Here is a 20,598-nt window from a genome sequence, read left to right on the forward strand (position 1 = left end):
AGAGAATGAGTAAATTAGTCGTTATTGGAGGCGGACCTGCTGGCTATGTAGCGGCAATTACCGCGGCTCAAAATGGGAAAGATGTCACTCTTATTGATGAAGCTGATCTTGGCGGGACTTGTTTAAATGTTGGTTGCATGCCTACAAAATCATTGTTAGAAAGTGCGGAAGTGCATGACATTGTGAGAAAAGCGAATAATTACGGAGTTACGCTTAACAAAGGAAGTATATCAATTGATTGGAAGCAAATACAGGCGAGGAAATCACAGATCGTAACGCAGCTCGTCAAAGGAATTCAATATTTAATGAAGAAAAATAAAATAAAAGTTATACAAGGTAAAGCGAAATTTGAAACGGATCACCGTGTACGAGTTACACACGGTGATAAAGTAGATGTAGTAGATGGAGACCAGTTCATTATAGCAACAGGTTCAGAACCGACTGAATTACCTTTTGCTCCATTTGATGGGAAGTGGATTTTAAATAGTAGCCATGCAATGTCCCTAGAAAATATACCGAAATCATTATTAATCGTTGGCGGTGGTGTAATAGGTTGCGAGTTTGCAAGTATTTATAGTCGTCTTGGAACAAAAGTTACGATTGTTGAAATGGCACCGCAATTATTACCTGGTGAAGATGAAGATATCGCACATATTTTAAGAGATAAACTAGAAAATGGTGGCGTAGAAATATTTACAGGAGCTGCTTTAAAAGGATTAAATAATTATAAGAAGCAAGCTTCATTTGAATATGAAGGACGTATACAAGAAGCCAATCCAGAATTTGTTCTAGTTTCCGTCGGCCGAAAACCACGTGTACAACAATTAGATTTAGAAAAAGCAGGCATTCAATATTCAAATAAAGGAATTTCCGTGAATGAACATATGCAAACCGATGTATCACATATTTACGCAGCAGGTGATGTAATTGGCGGAATACAACTTGCTCACGTTGCCTTCCATGAAGGTACGACGGCAGCATTACACGCGAGCGGAGAAGATGTAAAAGTAAACTATCATGCTGTACCTCGCTGTATTTATACAGCACCAGAAATTGCTAGCGTCGGTTTAAATGAAAAATTAGCAAGAGAGCAATATGGTGATATTCTTATCGGAGAATTTCCTTTTACAGCGAACGGAAAAGCGCTTATTATTGGAGAACAAACGGGGAAAGTAAAAGTTATTGTTGAACCTAAATATCAAGAAATTATAGGGATTTCAATTATCGGTCCTCGTGCAACCGAACTTATTGGACAAGGAACTGTAATGATTCATACAGAAGTTACCGCTGATATGATGAGAGATTATATTGCAGCGCATCCAACTTTATCTGAAGCGATTCATGAAGCGTTATTACAAGCTGTAGGGCATGCTGTACATGCTTAGATGGAAATATAATAAACCACTATTCTCTAAATGAATAAGAGAATAGTGGTTTGAATTTTTACAGGAAAAATTGAATATCTTATTATTTTTTTACGTCAATCGCTGAAGTAATATCGTTCCAATCAGCAGCTAAATTAGCAGTTTTACCGTACCAATCAGCATGTTTGAATACAACACCTTTTCCATAGCCTTGTGTTGAAGTATGCTCCCAAAGTGTCGTTGAATAACTTGCTGAAGGCGATGCTGTACTTACAGAAGAAATTCTGTCATTCCAGCTAGAAGGTAAGTTTTTAAAACCGCTGCTCCAGTAAATATATTGGCCACCTTTATCTTTATGTTCATAAAAATCAGTACTACCAGCACCGCTACCTAAAGGATTAATTTTATTTTTAAGTACTTTTTTATCCTTTTCAATATAAGCATCTAATGTTTCGCGGCTAGTAAAACCGTAAGCTAGCCAATCTCCATTTTCATTTTGCTCTGGTAATACCATAGTAATTTGGATATCTTTCTTATCCTGATCACTTAATTTTGCAAATGAATTAACATTCTGTTCATCCACTTGTAAATAGTCAAATGACTTAATTGTGTTACTTTTTTCTTCTGCACTTACTGCACCTAATCCTCCAGTTAATGCAAATCCTGCTACTAATGTCCCTGCTACTAATTTTTTCAACATATAACCATCCCTTTTTGTTTAGATTTTGTACAGGTGAAACTTTGTACTAGTAAAATGTATTCTAATTATCAACTATTGTAAATATTCTGAAGTTTTAGAAATAAAAGGCGGAATATTTATAGTTTTGCATTTTTTCTTTAGAAAAAATAGTTATTGGAATGATATAATAAATAGATGTATTTTTTACAGGCGTAACGAAATGTTCTATTCCGGAACATTTTGAAGGTGCTTGGTGGTTATGTCATGAAATAGATCTTATTAATGAGGGTTTCGAATTGGGTGTTTTATTTGATTGCCCATTTGAAGAAGTGACGATTTGTGCAAAAGACGTATCGCTTGAGATAGGTAACTAGTAAAGTTTATAACTTTACAAATAAAAAACAGTCTTATAGGACTGTTTTTTATTTAGATGCTAAATTATCAAGTTTCCAATATATATCTGTTAAAGGGCAGCTTTGCTATCTATATATAAATACATATTATTTAATTATTTTGGTGAAGTTTTCAAGTTAAAAAGGATAGAAAGAGGGAGAATACTGTATAAAACGGAATAAATAAGAATTGAAAATATTGTAAAACGGAAGAGGCATGCATATAATTAAAATAAAGATTAAATTTCTGAATCTTCAATAATGGTGGTGGGAATATGTTTACTGAAGAGCGTAGAGAAAAAATTTTAGAGTTACTGAAGAAAGATGGAAGGGTAATTGCTAAAGATCTTGCGGAAAGTTTTGATATGTCTATTGATTCTATAAGAAGAGATTTGTCTATTATGGAGAAGGATGGTTTGTTAAAAAGAACACATGGAGGTGCAATCGAACTTACTAGAGTAAGGAATTTAACTGTTGAACCATCGAAACGTTATCGTGATAGTTCACTAGGTGAAGAAGCGATTGCGAAAGTTGCTGCATCCTACATACAAGAAGGAGATTCCGTTTTTATTGGCGGGGCATCTATTCATTATGCGATGTTAAAGTATTTACCTGAAACATCATTTACAGTGATTACGAATGCTTTAGAAATTGCTAGTAAGTTAAGGGAGTTTAAGAATGTAGAAACGTATTTAATTGGTGGAAAGGTGAAACCATCAGGAAATATGACAGATACACTTGCCTCTGAAATGATAAGTAGATTATCTATTGATCTGTATTTCTCTACAGGTGGCGGCATTTCATTGAATGGTATAAGTACAGTAACTCCGGAAGTTGCTTATTTTGGAAAAACAGTAAGTAAAATTGCTAGAAGAAACATTTGTTTAGCTCCTCATAATAAACTCGGAACAAATTGCTTTATAAAAGGAGAGTCACTGAGAGAAATTGACCTTATTATAACAGATGAAGAGACTAGTAAAGAAACGATTCAACAATTTGAGAAACAAGGCAAAGAAATTTTGATAGCATCAATAGACTGCATTTAAAAGGAGTTTGTAATGATTATAAAAGGACAAGAGTTTCATATAAATGGATTAACTTATACAATTCGTTCTGCATCTGAAACGGATGCTGAGCAGTTATCGGAAATTAGAGTTCAGATCGATGGCGAAACTGAAAATATGGATAGAGAAGCTGGAGAGGGATTTATAGATAAGATAGGTTTTCAAAAAATAATAAAAACAGATAGTGAAGAGACGAAAAATCTCTTTTTAGTTGCAGAAGTGGACAACCGAATCGCAGGATTTTCAAGATGTGAAGGATCAAATTTGAAGAGATTATCCCATAAGGTAGAATTTGGTGTTTGTATTTTAAGAGAATTTTGGGGATATGGAATCGGTAAGAGTCTATTGCAACAATCTATTCAGTGGGCTGATGAAAATGAAGTGAAAAAGATAGCATTGCAAGTGTTAGAGACAAATGAAAAAGCTATTCAACTTTATAAAAAATTAGGTTTTGAAGTAGAAGGTATTTTGAAAAATGATAAAAGGCTTTCGGATGGGAGGTATTATAATACGGTTGTAATGGGAAGGTGTATTTGAGTCTGTTCATAAAAGAGGGGGAAATGTATGTTTTATAGAAGAAAGTACTATATAGTAAAAAGTGAATTTATTAAAATATTTAATGATCATTTCAATAACACGAACTTACCTAATCAGTTAAAGCATGGCTCTAGGCTAATAGGGCGCTGGATGAAAGATAATAAGAATGACACGACTGAAGTGTTTGCCATATGGGAATATGATAGTTATGAACAGTATAAAGAAATTGAATCAAAAATTAGAAGTGATAAGATGCATGTTACAAGAATACAGGATTGGTATGAAAAACATGGCGGAAAAGAATATGTTTTACAGAAGTACATATTAGAGTTAAAAAATGAAGAGTTAGTATGTACTGTAAAGTGATAGAGGAGTGAGAGATTATGAGAATTAAAACAAAATTATATTTTAGTATAGCGTCTACTATTTTATTTGCAATAGCGGTGATAGTTTTCTTTATAAACGGCACTCCACAAAAGTGGTTTTGGATATGTATTTTCTTTGCGTCCATTATACAAAATATAGTTTTACTAAAAAAGAATAAAGAAGCGAATTAGGATATTCAAATTATTAACATATTTGTGTCGTCTTTCTAGTTTTATTGAAAACGCTTTTATTCAGTTTTATAATAAAAGTATGTTTTTACAGATCTCCAAAACAATGAATAGGGAGATGATACAATGTTAGCTTCACCGTTTTACTTACATACATGGAAAAAGTTTGTTGATGAAGGAGTCCTTGATTCGAATCGTATAAACGAAAGAATTTCAGAGTCATGGCATCGATGTAAACAAGCAAATGTGAACCCTCATATGAATAAAGGTCAGAAAATTTTGTCTTCTAATATTTTTCAAGATCAAAAGAAAAAGAGTGAAATCTTCCTTGATATAGCAATACCTCAATTACAAAATATGAGGAAAACCATTGATGAACTGCAAATGATGGCATTATTAATTGATCCAGACGGTTACGTTCTATCGCTAAGTGGAAATCAACAAACGTTAAAACGAGCGAAACATATTAACTTCATTGAAGGTGTGAAATGGACGGAAGCAGCTGTTGGTACAAATGCGATAGGAACCGCGCTACAAATTGAAGAGGCTATTATGATAAGTGGTACAGAGCATTATTCTGTCGCATCTCATAGCTGGAGCTGTGCGGCCGCTCCGATTCATAATGATGACGGGAAATTAATTGGAGTTCTAGATTTCTCCTGTCCAATTGAATTTTCACATCCGTATATGCTCGGGATGGTAACTTCGATTGCACATGCGATTGAACGTGAATGTAGTATTCGAGTGCATCAAAATGAATTACTTTTAATCCATCGTTTTTTAGATGTAATTGACAGTGATGAACAAGTTATTATTTGTAATCATCGTGATGTTATCGTTTCTGCAAGCAAGAAGGTTCGAGAACGAGTTTCTAATTGGTCACGGATGAAACTTGAAGATTTAATGCGAAATGGATTGAAACCTAAATTAGAAGTACCAGTATATAGTAATGAAAGAATGATCGGGAAATGTATTTATGTAAAAGAAAATAAGCGAGAGAATTTATTTTCTACTTCCCCATTTGTAAACGGAATTACTTTCCCTGGAGTTATTGGGACAAGCAATGCATTTCAACATACTTTAGAAGAAATTAAGCTTGTATCTCCAACTGACGCTAGTGTATATGTTTGTGGTGAAACAGGTGTAGGGAAAGAATATGTAGCGAGAGCGATTCATGAAAATAGTCCAAGAAAAAATGGTCCTTTTATAGCTGTTAACTGCGGTTCGTTGCCGAAAGAATTAATGGAAAGTGAATTATTCGGTTATGCTGAAGGTGCGTTTACAGGTGCGCGGCGCCAAGGATATAAAGGGAAATTCGAACAAGCAGACGGTGGAACAATATTTTTAGATGAAATTGGTGAAGTGACGCCAGAGATGCAAGTAGCATTATTGCGTGTTTTACAAGAACGAACAGTAACCCCGATTGGCAGTTCAAAAGAAGTACCAGTAAATATTCGTATTATTACAGCGACACATAAAGATTTACTGCGATTAGTAGAAGAAGGGAAATTCCGTCAAGATTTATATTATCGGTTACATGTTTATCCGCTATATGTTCCATCGTTAATAGAAAGAAAAGAGGATATTCCGTACTTCATACAAGATTTTTGTGAACGAAAGAATTGGAATGTTGTATTCCCAAAGAGTATTTGTAATCAATTTTCACAGCATACATGGCCCGGAAATATTCGGGAATTATTAAATGTATTAGAACGGATTTACATTTTGTCGCAAGGACGGGAAATATGCGAAAAACAAATCTCTTTTTTATTACAAACAATGATGGGAAATCAACATCAACTTGAATTGCAAACAGAAAATAAAACAGAACATACATTAAATTTCCGTGAAAAAATACAGCGTGATAGTATGATTGAAGCGCTAGAAAAGACGAATGGAAATGTTTCATTAGCTGCAAAACTATTAGATGTTCCTCGAAGTACATTCTATAAACGAATGCAAAAATATAAGCTATAAAGTAGATTTTTGTAATCTACTTTTTCTTTGTGGGCTCATGTTCTGTCGGAATGTGCGCTTACCGGGGAAATAATAGAGTAGTTAGAAATTAATTTCCGGAAGGGGGACTTATGTGAAGTATATTGAAATTGGCTTCGGAAATAGGTGGTTCGTTCGAACAGAAATTGAAAATAAAGATGGAACTGAATGTGAGGAACGAGGAATTATAAAACCTATTTATTTTGAGTCTTTATATGTACGAATTTGGTTTCGGAAAACTTGTTTTATTTTTGATACGAAAGAAGGGTTTAAGAAAGTTAAAAAGAGGAGGATTGAATATAAATTTATAGTTGGGATTGTAAGTAGGTTAAAACAATAGTATTAAATAGGGGGTGTTTTTATGAATAGAATTACTACATTTATACTCGCTATTATTGTAATGGGCTATTCTATTTACTGTTGGAATGATGATTCGAAGCAAAGTATGCTTATTTTGCAATTATTGTTAAGTTTTATGCTTGCTAGTATGGGGATACAAAACGTTAAGAAGGGGGAAAAAGGGAATAAGGATATGGGGCTGTTACTTTTACTTACATCGCTATTTTGTATTGCTGTATCGTTAATGAAATATTTAAAATAAGCTGTTACTTAACATGTTGAGTAACAGCTTATTTTTTGAAGTTTTCTCATTAAAAATAGTAGTTGCTGTTTGGTACATTTTTTTTACAATACAAAATCTTCCTGTTATCCAATAAGTAAGTTCAGAAGAGGTGAGAATACATTCTTTTTTCTTACCTTGGAAATATTGTTTTAAAACATTATCATTAAATGATAGAAATTCGTTTACTAGTTTTTCTGACGGCATATTCTTTTCCTTTCAATATAGAAGTTAGCATTAAGAATATTATACAATAAATATCAGAAAATACAGTCATTAATAGAGTGGGAGAGAATTATATGTCTATGTCGCTATATTATAAAAAGATCCGGGAGCAATTAGGCCATGAACTAATTTTTGTGCCGAGTGTAGCTGCTGTTATAAAAAATGGGCAAGGAGATATTTTGTTTCAATATCCTGGCGGGGAATACTGGAGTTTGCCAGCTGGAGCAATTGAACTTGGGGAAACTCCAGAAGAAGCAGTAATTCGGGAAGTTTGGGAAGAAACAGGATTGAAAGTACAAGTAATAAAACAAAAAGGCGTATTTGGAGGTGAAGAGTATCGTCATACATATCCAAATGGCGATGAAGTAGAATATATTATTGTTGTGTTTGAGTGTGAAGTTACTAGTGGCGAGCTAAGATCAATAGATGGTGAATCTTTAAAACTACAATATTTCTCTTTATCCGAAAAGCCACCTTTAGCGTTACCATACCCAGATAAAATATTTTTATAAATGTAAAATAGCACACCTTATTTATTGAAGGTGTGCTATTTATATAACCCAGTCGTATACATTTCCGTCAATATATGCACAATTTCTCCTAATTCTAATTCTTTATCATTTTTCACAATCGTCCAAAGAAACATCTCATTCATCGCGAACCAAGCACGTGCTACAATTTCTTCATTTAATTCAGTATGAGCTAATCCACTTTCTTGAGAGTATGTAATATCTTGCGTAATATTTTTTATAAAGCGTTCCCGTATCTCGTCCCATTTTTGACGTATCTCTTTTGATAATCCGATTGCTTCTTGTACAACTTGCAATATAGCTCGTTCTTTTTCTGCTAGTTGTAGAAATGCTCTAACTTGATTTTGAATCATTTTATGTGCTGCTTCTTTCGTTTGAGGTGAAAAGGAGCGCTCAGCAATATCATAAAATTGATTCATGACATCTTCCATTAAAACAATGAGGAGATCATCTTTGTTTTTAAAGTATACATATGCCGTTCCATAACCAGTTTCTGCATGTTTAATAATTTGTGTAATTGTCGTTTTTTGAAATCCGTTATGTATAAAAATAGTGTAACCAGCGTGTAATAGTTTTTTCTTTGTTTCTAAGGAGCGGTGTTTTCTTGATGAAAGAGTATTGTTTTTCAAAGAATCACCTCTTTATACTGAAATATCTGAAAATATAACAGTATTGTAAAAGAAATGCATATATAAAGTCAACTGACATAATATCATTGACGTTATATCAACTAAGGTGATATATTTCAATTAGTTAGAATAAAAAGAAAATTAAAAGAAGGTGACACCATGTATAAAGAACCATTTCAACCAACTTATGAATATGCGCTTGAATGTGATAAACATGATGAACTGAAAGATTTTCAAACTGAATTCTATAAAAAAGAAGGAACAATATATTTAGATGGAAACTCATTAGGACTACTTTCAAAAAGAGCAGAGAAATCGTTACTTACGTTGCTACATTCATGGAAAGAGTATGGAATTGACGGCTGGACTGAAGGTGAGCATCCGTGGTTTTTCCTTTCAGAGAAATTAGGTGAATTGACTGCACCTCTTATTGGAGCTTTACCGGAAGAAACAATTGTAACCGGTTCCACTACTACGAATATACACCAAGTTATTGCGACATTTTATGAGCCGAAAGGAATACGTACAAAAATTCTTGCTGATGAATTAACATTTCCATCAGATATTTATGCACTTCAAAGTCAAATTCGTTTAAAAGGATTAGATCCAGATGAGCATTTAGTACGAGTGAAGAGCCGCGATGGTAGAACACTTTCTGAAGATGATATTATTCAGGAAATGACAGATGATATCGCGTTAATTTTATTACCTTCTGTACTATATAGAAGCGGTCAAATTCTTGATATGAAACGTTTAACAGCGGAAGCACATAAGCGTGGTATTCATATCGGATTCGATTTATGCCATTCAATTGGTTCTATTCCGCACCATTTCAATGAATGGAATGTTGATTTCGCAATTTGGTGTAATTACAAATATTTAAATGCAGGACCTGGTGGAGTTGCGGGGCTTTATGTAAATAAAAAGCATTTTAATAGACTTCCAGGATTATCTGGTTGGTTTAGTTCTAGAAAAGATAAGCAGTTTGATATGGAACATACTTTAACCGCAGCTGATCATGCAGGTGCTTATCAAATTGGTACACCGCACGTATTAAGTACTGCACCTTTAATCGGTTCTCTTGAAATTTTTAAAGATGCTGGAATAGAACGTTTACGTGAAAAATCGCTACATATTACAAGATACATGCTTAATTTAATTAATCATGAATTAAAAGACTTTGGATTTACAATTGGAAATCCATTAGAAGATGAAAAACGAGGCGGGCACATTTATTTAGAACATGCAGAAGCAGCGCGCATATGTAAAGCGTTAAAAGCAAATGGAGTGATCCCTGATTTCCGTGCACCTAATGGAGTAAGACTTGCGCCGGTCGCTTTATATAACACATACGAAGAAGTGTGGAAATCTGTACAAATATTAAAGAAAATTATGAAAGATGAAGAGTATAAGCAGTTTGAAAATAAGCGAGAGGTTGTGGCATAAGTATGAAAGCTTCAGAGTGGATTGATATTTCACAACCGCTAAATAATGATATTGCTACTTGGCCAGGTGATACACCGTTCTCGTATGAAGTTTCATGGTCAAAAGAAGAGAGTGGCTCAGTAAATGTCGGAAAGTTAACGATGAGTATTCATACAGGTACTCATATTGACGCACCGTTTCATTTTGATAATGATGGAAAGAAAGTAATAGATTTAGATGTTCAAGTTTATGTCGGTCCAGCGCGGATCATTGATGTTTCTAATCTTGAAAGCATTGGGAAAAAGGAATTAGAAACCTTTCATTTAGAAGGCGTAGAACGTTTGTTGTTACGCACAGCTTCACATGGTAAAGCGAATGAATTCCCAGATGTAATCCCGCATTTACGTACTGATATAGCACCATTTCTTTCAGAGAAAGGTATACGTTTAATCGGAGTGGATGTACCATCAGTAGATCCATTAGACGATAAAGAATTAGCAGCGCATCACCAATTGTTTAAACATGGTATACACATTTTAGAAAATGTCGTACTAGATAATGTAGCAGACGGCGATTATGAATTAATCGCATTACCACTTGCCTTAACAGATGCAGATGGAAGTCCAGTTCGAGCAGTTATTAGACCAATATAAGTAGAATTATATAAAAAGGCGCAAAGGGGCGTTTGGCTAATATGAAAGAAAATGAAAAGGTAATTATGGAAAAAGGAATTCATACGGACTTTAAAGAGAATATGACGTACGGGGAGTATTTACAATTAGATAGTTTACTATCTTCTCAAAAGAGATTATCAGATCATCATGATGAAATGTTGTTTATCGTGATTCACCAAGCAAGTGAACTTTGGATGAAGCTTATTTTACATGAGTTAAACGCAGCAATCGAATCTATTAAAAATGATAAATTACAACCAGCTTTTAAAATGTTAGCACGTGTATCAAAAATTCAGTCGCAAATTATTCAATCTTGGGATATTCTTGCGACATTAACGCCATCAGAGTACATTGAGTTTCGTGATTCACTCGGTCAAGCTTCTGGTTTTCAATCGTATCAATATCGTATGATTGAGTATGCACTTGGCTATAAAACGCCTCACGCATTAAAAATTTATGAAAAAGATCCAGAATTACACGCTCGCCTTCATACAGCGCTACATACACCAAGTTTGTATGATGTCGCAATTCAAGCTCTTGTAAAAGAAGGATTCCCTATTCATAAAGATGTGTTAAACCGTGATATTACGCAGCCTTATGAAGAAGATGCAACAGTAGAAGCAGCATGGGTAGAAGTGTATGCCGATGTGAAGAAATATTGGGATTTATATCAGCTTGCTGAAAAATTAATCGATATTGAAGACTGGCTACAACAATGGCGTTTCCGTCATATGAAAACGGTAGAACGTATTATTGGTCATAAAATGGGAACAGGTGGATCTTCTGGTGTATCTTATTTGAAAAGGGTACTTGATCAATGTTTCTTCCCAGAGCTTTGGAATGTTCGTACGAAATTATAAAAAACAAACCTGTCAGTTTATTACTGGCAGGTTTGTTTTTTATTTGAACACATTTATGTTTTAATTAAAGCTACAAGATATAATAAATAAGGTAATGATTTAATTGGAGGTAAAGTGTTGGATTTCAAGCAACTAGAAAATAAATTTGAAAAGAAAAAAGTAAATACATTTCTTGTTTATCAAAAGGGTGAGTTAACAACTAAGTATTATAAAACGTTAGAGTGTGAAAATAATCTATTTAAAATAAATTCGATTACAAAAAGTATTGTGTCCATATTAGTAGGTATTGCAATCGATAAAGGATATATACATGATATACATACACCAATTACAAAATGGATTCCAAATATATCAGAAGAAAAAAACGAATTAACAATTTATCATCTATTAACGATGACAACAGGTGAGGATTGGAAAGAGTTCGGAAATGGAGTAGTGTTCCCAAATGATTTTGTAGAATCGGAAAACTGGGTGCAGTATATATTAGAAAAACCAATAATTGAAAAACCCGCTACAAAAATGAATTATAACTCAGGTTCTTCGCATTTACTTAGTTACATTATCCAAAAAGCTACTGGAATGTCGACAGGGCAGTTTACGAAAAGATATTTATTTGATCCATTAGAAATTACCGAATATGAATGGCAACAAGATCCCCAAGGAATACATGTCGGTGGTTTCGGTATGAAAATGAAATCTAAAGATTTATTAAAGCTCGGAATATTATGTTTGCAGAATGGATATTTGCAGGAGAATGAAATTGTATCATCGAAATGGTTAGAAGAATCAAGTACACCTCTATTTGAAACGTATGAACATGTCGGGGCATATGGATATCACTGGTGGGTATTGAATAACGAAAGATTTCACATACCGTATTGTATGTATTTTGCTATGGGATATGGCGGACAATACATCGTTATCATTCCGCAGTTAGAGCTTGTTGTTGTAATAAGTAGTCATATGCCAAAACGCGGACTCGTTCCATTGAAATTATTTATTGAGCATATACATGAGTATTCTAATCACATTTAATGAAAGAGCATGTATGAGGAGTGTAAAAATGATATTCCTTTTAGATTACGATTAAATCTTCTAGCGTTTCATAACCTTATTACTTAATTTGTGAATAAATGTAAAAGAAACCCCACTGTTTAAAATATAAACAGTGGGGTTTCTTTCATTTTATCTACTCGTCTTATGAAACGACATTTTTATAAATTTATCCGTCTTCGTTTCAAACTCAACATCAACAAATACACCATATTCTTTTCCGTCCTCACGTAGCCACAATTTAAATTTTTCAACTGTTATTTGAACGGTTTTTGGCTTTCTACCTATATGTAAATAATCAATAATCTCAGCTTGTGGGTATTGTTCTTTCGTCTTTTCTACAGCAAGTTTCCCCCATTTGGCATATGGCGGCTGCGCATGAACAATTGATGGAACAGTATATATATTTGAACATGTAGTTATGAACAAAATGACGAGTGCGATACGCTTTAACAATTTTTTCATGATGAACTCCTTTTATCTTTTTTTATATTGTTTACATATTTTTTCAACGATATGAGTTTGGATTTTTTTGTCTTCTTTACATAAAAGCGAGGCTTTTACAAAACATAACCAAGAAATCATTTACATAATTAAGGAGGGAAAATCATGTGCCAAAAAGCTATTTTTAAAATAGCAGTTTTACTTGCGTTCATAGGACTATCTTTGATGGTCAGTAGTATACAACTAAAAAATGTTGAAGCTTTTTCTAATCAAGTCATTCAAAGAGGAGCATCTGGCGAAGATGTCATTGAACTGCAATCTCGTTTGAAATATAACGGATTTTATACGGGAAAAGTGGATGGTGTTTTCGGATGGGGTACATACTGGGCACTTCGAAATTTCCAAGAGAAATTTGGACTACCTGTTGATGGTTTAGCTGGAGCTAAAACGAAGCAAATGCTAGTAAAAGCAACGAAGTATGACAAGTCAACAGCTAATAAAGGAACGACAACGAATAAAGGAAATAGTGGTGGTACTGCAAAAGAAAATAAACCATCTCAAAATAAAGGGACAAATGTTCCAAATGGTTATTCTCAAAATGACATTCAGCTTATGGCAAACGCAGTATATGGAGAATCTCGTGGTGAACCGTACTTAGGGCAAGTTGCAGTAGCTGCGGTTATTTTAAATCGAGTTACAAGTGCATCATTCCCAAATACCGTTTCGGGTGTAATCTTTGAGCCAAGAGCATTTACAGCGGTAGCAGACGGACAAATATATTTAACGCCAAATGAAACAGCGAAAAAAGCTGTATTAGATGCAGTTAATGGATGGGATCCAACAGGAAATGCATTGTACTATTTCAATCCAGATACCGCAACAAGTAAATGGATTTGGACTCGTCCACAAATTAAAAAGATCGGGAAACATATTTTCTGTAAATAGAGCGGAGGTGGAATTGTGTTACGAGGTATTGTAATCGTATTATTAACAATCGGTGTAGTTGGAACTGGATACTGGGGCTATAAAGAGCACCAAGAGAAGAATGCAGTATTAATTCGAGCAGAAAATAGCTATCAACGTGCGTTTCATGATTTAGCATATGAGGTTGATTTATTGCACGACAAAATTGGAACAACGCTTGCGATGAATTCACGTGCATCTTTATCACCTGCATTAGCAGACGTATGGAGAATAACATCTGTAGCTCGTTCGGATGTAGGACAACTGCCTTTAACATTAATGCCTTTTAATAAAACGGAAGAATTTTTAGCAAATATCGGTGATTTTAGTTACCGTGCAGCCATTCGTGATTTAGAAAAAGAACCGTTAAATAATCAAGAATACAAAACGTTGGAAACTTTATATTCAAATGCAGGAAATATACAAGATGAGTTACGAAAAGTGCAACATCTTGTTTTGAAAAATAATTTACGCTGGATGGATGTTGAGATGGCACTCGCATCAAATCGTGATCCTGCAGACAATACAATTATTGACGGATTAAAAACAGTAGAGAAAAACGTAACATCGTATTCATCTACAAACTTCGGACCGACCTTTACTAGTGCACAAAAAAATAAAAAAGGTGGATTTGAAGCAGAGGGGAAAGCAATCTCTAAAGATGAAGCAGCGAAAATTGCAAAATCGTTTTTGAACTTAAAAGGAAATGAAAAAGTAGATGTTGAGAAAAGCGGAAAAGGTGCGAAAGAATCTTTTTATAGTGTGAAAATTAAAGACGAAGCAACGAATAATGAGTTTTATATGGATATTACCGGAAAAGGCGGATATCCAATTTGGGTTATGAATAACCGAGAAATTAAAGAACAGAAAATTAGTTTAAACGATGCAGGAAGTAAAGGTTTGACCTTCTTAAAGGACCACAAGTTTAAAAATATGGAGCTTTTTGATAGCTCACAATATGATAATGTTGGTGTATTTACGTATGTAGTAAATGAGAATGGTATACGAATTTATCCAGAAGCAATCCAAATGAAAATTGCTTTAGATGATGGTTCTATCGTTGGTTTTTCCGCAAAAGAATATTTAGCATCACACCAAAAACGAACAGTTCCCTCAGCAAAGCTAACTGCAACAGAAGCAAGAAAGAAAATTAATCCAGATGTTAAAGTTATGGAAGAACGTAAAGCAGTCGTAGTAAATGATTTGCATAATGAAGTACTTTGCTATGAATTTGTAGGTACTTTAGGGAAAGATACGTACCAAATTTTCATTAATGCAAATAGCGGAGCAGAGGAAAAAGTGAAGAAAATGCAAGCTGTTGAAAAAATTTATGATTAAACTTTAATAGTAAAGTGGTGAGAATAATGAAGATTCTAATATATATGTTGATGCTTTGCTTTTTTATAACTGGATGCAGTATTGGAAAAAAGGACAATCCAAACGAAAAACCTGAGCAAAAAAATGTTTCCACGAAAAATGTTAATTATACGAACAAACCAAATAAGCCAAATGAAAAAGCAGCGGATCATTTGGCATCTTTAGCCGCAAGTGTGCCAGGTGTAAATGATGCAACGGCCGTAGTAGTCGGCAAATATGCTATTGTAGGTATTGATGTAAAAGCGAAACTTGATCGAACTCGTGTTGAGTCCATTAAATACTCTGTAGCAGAAAGTTTAAAAAATGATCCGGATGGTGCTAATGCAGTCGTTGTAGCGGATGTTGATACGTATGAACGACTCAAACAAATTGGAAAGCAAATTAAAAAAGGAAAAACAGGTGAAGGTATACTTGATGAGTTAGCAGCAATTGTTGGCCGAGTAATGCCACAAGTTCCAAATGACATGATTGAAAATCGAGAAACGAATCCAATTAAAGATAATGATAAACAATTACCAAAAGATGAAGAACAAGAACTAAGAAAAGAACAGAATGACCAATCAAATAATCATTTGAATAAATAAAACTAACCCCGTACTAAAATGTGCGGGGATTTTTCAATATAATATTTAATATTCAGTTTATTTTCAAGGGAATATATGGTTTAATTATGATGGGAGGGACAACTGTTATGATGAAAAAAAGCGCATTAATAGTATGTAGTTTATGCTTAGGTTTCAGTATGGCAGCGTGTGAACAGAAGAAAGAAGTGAAAAAACAAACAGCGACTTCTTCTACTGTAATGGAAAGGCAGCAGAAAGATTCTATCAATATAAATCATTTCTCGAACATAAATGAAGGAATGACTTATACAGAAGTGAAAGATTTAATTGGTTTTGATGGTAATTTACTTATAGAAGAAGGTGTAGAAGATTCTACACAAATTAAACAAATTTTTGCTTGGAAGGGAAGCGATCCAACTTCATTAGTTGAAATTACCTTTTTAGATGGAAAAGTGCATTCAACAGAGCAGCAAGGTTTAAGTTAATAAGTTGAAAAATGGGAGAGTTTAGCATGAACATACATACAGGGGAAATTCAATTAGTTCCGTATAAGGAGAAATATAAAGAAGTTATACAAACATTTACTTTACCAAGTGAACAAGTTCAATTCACATCAGATCCAGGTGAATTATTGGAGAAAGCAAAAAGTGATCGAACAAAAAATGTGATTGTTATTTTAGATTACAATGGGGTACCTGTTGGTCTTTTCGCTTTGCAAACGGGAGATAGAGTACAGGAGTTCACAGATAATGAAAACGCTCTACTTTTAACTTCGTTTTCTGTAAATCAAAATAGACAAAGAAAAGGATATGCTAAAAAGTCATTGGCTTTATTACAAGAGTTTGTAAAACGTTATTTTCCGATGAAAAATGAAGTTGTACTTGCTGTGAATGAAAAAAATATTCCTGCACAAAATTTATATGAAAAAGTCGGCTTCCAAGATAAAAGCTTTAGAAGAATGGGACCAATTGGTCAACAAATTATAATGCATTTACCTATCATAAAATAATGAGGAGAAAAGCTTACTCTTGCATAACAAAGTAGTAAGTTTTTTTATTTAGTACGCTATATAATGTAGAGTATATATATAAATGAAATAGAAATGAAGGAAATACAAAATGAATCAAGTTAGAAAATGGAATATTGTTGGAGGAAGGGTGATAAAAACCGGAATAGCAGTTTTTCTTACAGTTCTAGTTTGTGAATTTTTCAATATACCCACTATTTTTGCTGTCATCACGGCTATTGTAACGATTGAGCCAACTGCAACGGATTCTATAAAAAAAGGGCTAGTTCGTTTTCCAGCTTCAACAATTGGATCGGCGTATGCAATGACTTTAACATTTTTCCTAGGTCATCAGGCTCTTTCTTATGCGTTAGCAGCGATGTTTACAATCGTTACATGTCAAAAACTAAAGTTACATGCGGGAACGTTAGTCGCAACATTAACTGCTGTTGCAATGATTCCGATTACGGCAGATCATTATTTCACTGCATTTTTAATTCGATTAGCTACTACATCTACTGGTATTATAGTATCTACTTTAGTGAATTTTTTCATTTTTCCACCACACTACCTTAAAACCATTTCGGGATGTACAGAGGAGCTATTTGTTAAAACGGCAAATATTATGGAGGAATGGCTTAATGCATTAATTGAAGGGAAAGTTATAACGAAAGAGACAACTCATAATCTATCTAATTTAAATTTATCATTACATAAAGCGGTACAATTTGTTCAATATGAGCAAAAAGATTGGAAATATCATCGACATACAAAGAAGGAAATGAGAAGCTTTTTAGCCATGCAGAAGCAACTCCATATATTGCAGCAAATTATTTATCATATAGATAATTTAGCTCGAGCACCAATTGAAACATGGGACTGGTCACAAAATAAAAAAGAGATATTACAGCGAACGGTTCATTCTGTAATTTCTATATTAAGAAATAATTGTAATGAAATAGATGAAGAACATTTTAAACTGATTGATGAATTAGACAAAAAATTTTGGGATTATAAAAATGATTTAGGACATTGTAAACCAAATCAATATCATCATCACTTTTCAAGCGAATCTATCATTTTGTTTGAGGTATTATCTATACATGATATGTTAGAGGAATTAAAACAAATATCCGAGAAATATGCGAGTGAAAATCAACTCAATTGTTCAGCTCATTTAAATGGGGAAGATTAATATGACAATTTATATTACATTACTAAGAGGAATCAATGTAGGCGGGCATAAGGTAATCAAAATGGCGGAATTAAAACAAATGTTTGAATCAATAGAGTTAAAACAAGTAAAAACATATATTCAAAGCGGTAATATCGTGTTCGAATCTGAAAAAGATATTGATTTTTTAAATAAACGAATACAATCGGAAATTAAAAACGTTTTTGGTTTTGATGTTCCAGTCATGTTAAGAACACATGAAGAATTTATAAATATGATAAAAAGATGCCCCTATGAAGCCGATTCATTGTTAGATGGGGAAAGTATACATGTTGCCTTCTTAGCAAATGAACTTTCTGAAAAAGAAAAAGATCATCTGCTTAAGCAAAAAAATGAGACTGAAGATTGTTTTATACATGAAAAAGTTGTGTATTTATTTTTCAAAAATAGCATTCGAAATTCTAAATTAATGAGTCTGTTTCAGAAGCTACATACACCAGCTACAGTTAGGAATTGGCGGACTGTGAATAAATTAAAAACGATAGTTGAAGGAATGTAAATATAAAAAGATGAGATTCACTTAGAGCAGATAAATGTTTAAGAGGCTATGGTTATAGTATAAAATAAACGAATTAAGGGGTAGGTAAAATGGGGAAATTTGTGAAAGACCAAAAAGTAGTTGCATTTACATTTGAAGGGTTGGCACCATGTACGGTTGTAAGAGTTGGTTGGATTTTTATTATGGTACAAGTAGAAGAAACGAAACATTTATATTCTGTAACAAAAAGTAAATTAACACCTATAGAGGAAGAGGAGCACTACCTTTTAGAAGAGAGTATTGATGAAGAAGGGGTATTCGATATAGGTAGATTGTTTGCTAAAATAGAAGCAGAAGATATGGACCTTGCAAAGAAATCATTTGAAGAAAATGAAGACTTCAAGAAATACGAAGATTTTCACAATCCATCAGAAGGGAAACTGTATGGTGGAGAGTACTATACTACAATCAAAACAGGTAAAGAGTTACTAGAACAATACTTTAATCGAGAAGAGCTAGAGCGTAATGGTACTAATTAAATTAGATGTGAAAACAGGTAAAGGCCAAATCTTATTTATGTTAGGTATATAGACTAAAAAATTTATATTTGATTATTGGGAGGATAAAATAATGGATTTGGTAAACAAATTTTTAAACGGCTTGAGAACAGCATTATCAACAGATGATCTCGAAGCACTAAATAAAGCGTGCGGTGCTACAAAAGAGGATATTGATATATTAAGGTTGAAATATCCGAATTGTCCAGAATCATTAATCTCTTTACTTGAAAATATCGATGGTACATATTGGCGGAAATATGGAGAAAACAAAGTTGCGGTATGTATTTTAGGCTCAGATGTTGAAGAGTATCCATATTATTTACTTTCTACACAGCAGATGCTCGAAAGTTCAAAAGAAGGAGAAGACGTCTCCTATCTTTTAGAATACCAAGATGAAGAGGATGCTGTTGACTCTAAAATAAATCCAGAAGGACTTCTCCCTGGCACGTATATTCACTTTTCAGATTGTATGAACAACGGTGGAACATCAAAGCTTTATATTGATTTTAATCCTTCTGACGAAGGGGTATGTGGTCAAATCATTCGTTTTTTACACGACCCTGATGAATATGAAGTGATTGCAAATAGCTTTGATAAGTATTTACAGAATCTAATTGATGGTGATTTTAATTTTCTAGAAGAATCTCAATAATTTGTCTACAACCGCATTTAAAAGGTTAGAAATTAAACAACTTTAAAGAGCCTTACTACAATATGATTGGTAGCGAGGCTCTTATATTTTTTAATCAGAATTAAATAACATTATTATCACTTTACAAAATCTCATCTTTTTATTTATATTGTTTTGCGACTATAAGTTCGACAATAGGATAAATAAAGAATGAAGAACAAAGTGCGATAAAAAGAGGAAGGTTCTTTATTTCATCGAGTAATAGGAATGCAAATCCTTCTAATAATAGTAAAACAAAAAACATAAGACATATAAGTACAAAATAAGCAATTTTAAAACTTTTATATTGGATTTGTTGTCCCATTTCATCTTTGCTTTCTTCTGATACTCCATGTGGATCTCCCCACGTAATATGATTGATGAGGTAGCTAATTATTATTGCACTTGCGAAGATTGTTCCACCTAAAATCGCACCTTCAGAGATGTATTTATAGACTCCATGTATAAGTACTCCAAGTAACGATAAAACGATTATTAGTAAAATGAAATTTTTGCGATTCATATTAGAAATAACACCTCCATAGTTGTAAAAAAACTCTTTACATCCATAGTATAAAATTGGAAAAGTTTTATGTCAAATACTTTTTACATAAATGGTGCAAGAACATGATATTTTGTTTTTATGATTAATAAAAAATTACATTACATTTGAATGTAAAAGAATGGGCTCGCATATATTTGG

General features: G+C 33.4%; 25 protein-coding genes and 2 pseudogenes. 22 read left to right on the top strand and 5 right to left on the bottom strand.

Annotated features, from left to right (window positions below; genetic code table 11):
• Window positions 1-5 precede the first annotated feature (5 nt).
• On the top strand, window positions 6-1,385 hold the full coding sequence (gene lpdA / locus ACUN0F_RS19445; protein WP_264461430.1) for a dihydrolipoyl dehydrogenase: 1,380 nt from the start codon (window positions 6-8) through the stop codon (window positions 1,383-1,385).
• Between the two features lie 82 nt (window positions 1,386-1,467).
• Here the strand turns inward: lpdA and ACUN0F_RS19450 are convergent, their stop codons facing one another.
• Complete coding sequence (locus ACUN0F_RS19450) at window positions 1,468-2,064, bottom strand: hypothetical protein (RefSeq protein ID WP_060486733.1); 597 nt, start codon at window positions 2,062-2,064, stop codon at window positions 1,468-1,470.
• A gap of 170 nt (window positions 2,065-2,234) precedes the next feature.
• On the opposite strand from ACUN0F_RS19450, the pseudogene ACUN0F_RS19455 reads away from it, so the two are divergent.
• The 7 genes and pseudogenes from ACUN0F_RS19455 to ACUN0F_RS19485 form a co-directional block, all read left to right on the top strand.
• A pseudogene (locus ACUN0F_RS19455) lies at window positions 2,235-2,417 on the top strand (DUF4085 family protein); the annotation flags it as partial.
• Between the two features lie 293 nt (window positions 2,418-2,710).
• Window positions 2,711-3,481 carry a DeoR/GlpR family DNA-binding transcription regulator gene (locus ACUN0F_RS19460; protein WP_445539969.1) on the top strand — a complete coding sequence of 257 codons (771 nt, stop codon included), beginning with the start codon at window positions 2,711-2,713 and terminating at the stop codon, window positions 3,479-3,481.
• A 12-nt stretch (window positions 3,482-3,493) separates the two neighbouring features.
• Window positions 3,494-4,036 (top strand): GNAT family N-acetyltransferase, encoded by a 543-nt coding sequence (locus ACUN0F_RS19465; RefSeq protein ID WP_327963236.1) that lies wholly within the window; start codon window positions 3,494-3,496, stop codon window positions 4,034-4,036.
• A 27-nt stretch (window positions 4,037-4,063) separates the two neighbouring features.
• Complete coding sequence (locus tag ACUN0F_RS19470) at window positions 4,064-4,402, top strand: NIPSNAP family protein (protein WP_445539970.1); 339 nt, start codon at window positions 4,064-4,066, stop codon at window positions 4,400-4,402.
• A 314-nt stretch (window positions 4,403-4,716) separates the two neighbouring features.
• The gene (locus tag ACUN0F_RS19475; protein WP_445539971.1) at window positions 4,717-6,567 is read left to right on the top strand and encodes a sigma-54-dependent Fis family transcriptional regulator; all 1,851 of its coding nucleotides are present in this window, start codon (window positions 4,717-4,719) and stop codon (window positions 6,565-6,567) included.
• A gap of 112 nt (window positions 6,568-6,679) precedes the next feature.
• Complete coding sequence (locus ACUN0F_RS19480; RefSeq protein ID WP_327974132.1) at window positions 6,680-6,925, top strand: DUF3977 family protein; 246 nt, start codon at window positions 6,680-6,682, stop codon at window positions 6,923-6,925.
• Window positions 6,926-6,946: 21 nt separating this feature from the next.
• A complete protein-coding gene (locus ACUN0F_RS19485; protein WP_445539972.1) occupies window positions 6,947-7,186 on the top strand; it encodes a DUF3953 domain-containing protein in 240 nt (79 codons plus the stop codon).
• Here the strand turns inward: ACUN0F_RS19485 and ACUN0F_RS19490 are convergent.
• Window positions 7,178-7,378 (bottom strand): annotated as a pseudogene (locus tag ACUN0F_RS19490) (hypothetical protein); the annotation flags it as partial. The gene ACUN0F_RS19485 and the pseudogene ACUN0F_RS19490 sit on opposite strands and share 9 nt — an antisense overlap.
• 125 nt (window positions 7,379-7,503) lie before the next feature.
• On the opposite strand from ACUN0F_RS19490, the gene ACUN0F_RS19495 reads away from it, so the two are divergent.
• On the top strand, window positions 7,504-7,941 hold the full coding sequence (locus ACUN0F_RS19495; protein ID WP_445539973.1) for an NUDIX hydrolase: 438 nt from the start codon (window positions 7,504-7,506) through the stop codon (window positions 7,939-7,941).
• A gap of 35 nt (window positions 7,942-7,976) precedes the next feature.
• Here ACUN0F_RS19495 and ACUN0F_RS19500 read toward each other — a convergent pair whose 3' ends face one another.
• Window positions 7,977-8,588 (bottom strand): TetR/AcrR family transcriptional regulator, encoded by a 612-nt coding sequence (locus ACUN0F_RS19500; protein WP_445539974.1) that lies wholly within the window; start codon window positions 8,586-8,588, stop codon window positions 7,977-7,979.
• A gap of 159 nt (window positions 8,589-8,747) precedes the next feature.
• Here ACUN0F_RS19500 and kynU point away from each other — a divergent pair, with 159 nt between their 5' ends.
• From kynU to ACUN0F_RS19520, 4 genes are all read left to right on the top strand, one after another.
• Window positions 8,748-10,034: a kynureninase gene (kynU, locus tag ACUN0F_RS19505; protein ID WP_264461437.1), complete on the top strand. Its 1,287-nt coding sequence runs from the start codon at window positions 8,748-8,750 to the stop codon at window positions 10,032-10,034.
• 2 nt (window positions 10,035-10,036) lie between these two features.
• Window positions 10,037-10,666: an arylformamidase gene (gene kynB / locus ACUN0F_RS19510; RefSeq protein WP_264461438.1), complete on the top strand. Its 630-nt coding sequence runs from the start codon at window positions 10,037-10,039 to the stop codon at window positions 10,664-10,666.
• A gap of 41 nt (window positions 10,667-10,707) precedes the next feature.
• Complete coding sequence (kynA, locus tag ACUN0F_RS19515; protein ID WP_137053485.1) at window positions 10,708-11,547, top strand: tryptophan 2,3-dioxygenase; 840 nt, start codon at window positions 10,708-10,710, stop codon at window positions 11,545-11,547.
• A gap of 117 nt (window positions 11,548-11,664) precedes the next feature.
• A complete protein-coding gene (locus tag ACUN0F_RS19520) occupies window positions 11,665-12,582 on the top strand; it encodes a serine hydrolase domain-containing protein (RefSeq protein ID WP_445539975.1) in 918 nt (305 codons plus the stop codon).
• Between the two features lie 150 nt (window positions 12,583-12,732).
• On the opposite strand, the gene ACUN0F_RS19525 is transcribed toward ACUN0F_RS19520, so the two are convergent.
• Window positions 12,733-13,065: a DUF3889 domain-containing protein gene (locus ACUN0F_RS19525; protein ID WP_000734892.1), complete on the bottom strand. Its 333-nt coding sequence runs from the start codon at window positions 13,063-13,065 to the stop codon at window positions 12,733-12,735.
• A gap of 144 nt (window positions 13,066-13,209) precedes the next feature.
• On the opposite strand from ACUN0F_RS19525, the gene sleB reads away from it, so the two are divergent.
• The 9 genes from sleB to ACUN0F_RS19570 all read left to right on the top strand — a co-directional run bounded on the left by sleB (window position 13,210) and on the right by ACUN0F_RS19570 (window position 19,877).
• The gene (gene sleB / locus ACUN0F_RS19530) at window positions 13,210-13,989 is read left to right on the top strand and encodes a spore cortex-lytic enzyme (protein WP_445539976.1); all 780 of its coding nucleotides are present in this window, start codon (window positions 13,210-13,212) and stop codon (window positions 13,987-13,989) included.
• 15 nt (window positions 13,990-14,004) lie between these two features.
• Window positions 14,005-15,345: a germination protein YpeB gene (gene ypeB / locus ACUN0F_RS19535; RefSeq protein WP_000943779.1), complete on the top strand. Its 1,341-nt coding sequence runs from the start codon at window positions 14,005-14,007 to the stop codon at window positions 15,343-15,345.
• Window positions 15,346-15,371: 26 nt separating this feature from the next.
• On the top strand, window positions 15,372-15,968 hold the full coding sequence (locus ACUN0F_RS19540; RefSeq protein ID WP_048547299.1) for a YhcN/YlaJ family sporulation lipoprotein: 597 nt from the start codon (window positions 15,372-15,374) through the stop codon (window positions 15,966-15,968).
• 107 nt (window positions 15,969-16,075) lie between these two features.
• A complete protein-coding gene (locus ACUN0F_RS19545; RefSeq protein ID WP_445539977.1) occupies window positions 16,076-16,432 on the top strand; it encodes a hypothetical protein in 357 nt (118 codons plus the stop codon).
• Window positions 16,433-16,458: 26 nt separating this feature from the next.
• Window positions 16,459-16,956, top strand: coding sequence for a GNAT family N-acetyltransferase (locus ACUN0F_RS19550; RefSeq protein WP_445539978.1), 498 nt, complete (start codon window positions 16,459-16,461; stop codon window positions 16,954-16,956).
• A gap of 109 nt (window positions 16,957-17,065) precedes the next feature.
• Window positions 17,066-18,148 carry an aromatic acid exporter family protein gene (locus tag ACUN0F_RS19555; protein ID WP_445539979.1) on the top strand — a complete coding sequence of 361 codons (1,083 nt, stop codon included), beginning with the start codon at window positions 17,066-17,068 and terminating at the stop codon, window positions 18,146-18,148.
• 1 nt (window position 18,149) lies between these two features.
• Window positions 18,150-18,686: a DUF1697 domain-containing protein gene (locus ACUN0F_RS19560; protein WP_046954080.1), complete on the top strand. Its 537-nt coding sequence runs from the start codon at window positions 18,150-18,152 to the stop codon at window positions 18,684-18,686.
• Window positions 18,687-18,775: 89 nt separating this feature from the next.
• Window positions 18,776-19,204, top strand: a complete 429-nt coding sequence (locus tag ACUN0F_RS19565; RefSeq protein ID WP_000514636.1) for a hypothetical protein — start codon at window positions 18,776-18,778, stop codon at window positions 19,202-19,204.
• A gap of 91 nt (window positions 19,205-19,295) precedes the next feature.
• Window positions 19,296-19,877, top strand: coding sequence for an SMI1/KNR4 family protein (locus ACUN0F_RS19570; protein WP_445539980.1), 582 nt, complete (start codon window positions 19,296-19,298; stop codon window positions 19,875-19,877).
• 139 nt (window positions 19,878-20,016) lie between these two features.
• On the opposite strand, the gene ACUN0F_RS19575 is transcribed toward ACUN0F_RS19570, so the two are convergent.
• Entirely contained in the window at window positions 20,017-20,418 is a 402-nt protein-coding gene (locus tag ACUN0F_RS19575) for a hypothetical protein (RefSeq protein ID WP_445539981.1), read from the bottom strand.
• Window positions 20,419-20,598: the final 180 nt, after the last annotated feature.

Source organism: Bacillus sp. 1A (assembly GCF_052682215.1).

Excerpts from the sequence above, each read along its gene's own strand:
- ACUN0F_RS19555 (WP_445539979.1), top strand. The coding sequence starts at position 17,066 with ATGAATCAAGTTAGAAAATGGAATATTGTTGGAGGAAGGGTGATAAAA.
- ACUN0F_RS19465 (WP_327963236.1), top strand. The coding sequence starts at position 3,494 with ATGATTATAAAAGGACAAGAGTTTCATATAAATGGATTAACTTATACA.
- ACUN0F_RS19550 (WP_445539978.1), top strand. The coding sequence starts at position 16,459 with ATGAACATACATACAGGGGAAATTCAATTAGTTCCGTATAAGGAGAAA.
- ACUN0F_RS19450 (WP_060486733.1), bottom strand. The coding sequence starts at position 2,064 with ATGTTGAAAAAATTAGTAGCAGGGACATTAGTAGCAGGATTTGCATTA.
- lpdA (WP_264461430.1), top strand. The coding sequence starts at position 6 with ATGAGTAAATTAGTCGTTATTGGAGGCGGACCTGCTGGCTATGTAGCG.
- kynA (WP_137053485.1), top strand. The coding sequence starts at position 10,708 with ATGAAAGAAAATGAAAAGGTAATTATGGAAAAAGGAATTCATACGGAC.
- ACUN0F_RS19470 (WP_445539970.1), top strand. The coding sequence starts at position 4,064 with ATGTTTTATAGAAGAAAGTACTATATAGTAAAAAGTGAATTTATTAAA.
- kynU (WP_264461437.1), top strand. The coding sequence starts at position 8,748 with ATGTATAAAGAACCATTTCAACCAACTTATGAATATGCGCTTGAATGT.
- ACUN0F_RS19565 (WP_000514636.1), top strand. The coding sequence starts at position 18,776 with ATGGGGAAATTTGTGAAAGACCAAAAAGTAGTTGCATTTACATTTGAA.
- ACUN0F_RS19540 (WP_048547299.1), top strand. The coding sequence starts at position 15,372 with ATGAAGATTCTAATATATATGTTGATGCTTTGCTTTTTTATAACTGGA.
- ACUN0F_RS19560 (WP_046954080.1), top strand. The coding sequence starts at position 18,150 with ATGACAATTTATATTACATTACTAAGAGGAATCAATGTAGGCGGGCAT.
- ACUN0F_RS19570 (WP_445539980.1), top strand. The coding sequence starts at position 19,296 with ATGGATTTGGTAAACAAATTTTTAAACGGCTTGAGAACAGCATTATCA.
- kynB (WP_264461438.1), top strand. The coding sequence starts at position 10,037 with ATGAAAGCTTCAGAGTGGATTGATATTTCACAACCGCTAAATAATGAT.
- ACUN0F_RS19545 (WP_445539977.1), top strand. The coding sequence starts at position 16,076 with ATGATGAAAAAAAGCGCATTAATAGTATGTAGTTTATGCTTAGGTTTC.
- ACUN0F_RS19495 (WP_445539973.1), top strand. The coding sequence starts at position 7,504 with ATGTCTATGTCGCTATATTATAAAAAGATCCGGGAGCAATTAGGCCAT.
- ACUN0F_RS19525 (WP_000734892.1), bottom strand. The coding sequence starts at position 13,065 with ATGAAAAAATTGTTAAAGCGTATCGCACTCGTCATTTTGTTCATAACT.
- ACUN0F_RS19460 (WP_445539969.1), top strand. The coding sequence starts at position 2,711 with ATGTTTACTGAAGAGCGTAGAGAAAAAATTTTAGAGTTACTGAAGAAA.
- sleB (WP_445539976.1), top strand. The coding sequence starts at position 13,210 with ATGTGCCAAAAAGCTATTTTTAAAATAGCAGTTTTACTTGCGTTCATA.
- ACUN0F_RS19475 (WP_445539971.1), top strand. The coding sequence starts at position 4,717 with ATGTTAGCTTCACCGTTTTACTTACATACATGGAAAAAGTTTGTTGAT.
- ACUN0F_RS19575 (WP_445539981.1), bottom strand. The coding sequence starts at position 20,418 with ATGAATCGCAAAAATTTCATTTTACTAATAATCGTTTTATCGTTACTT.
- ACUN0F_RS19485 (WP_445539972.1), top strand. The coding sequence starts at position 6,947 with ATGAATAGAATTACTACATTTATACTCGCTATTATTGTAATGGGCTAT.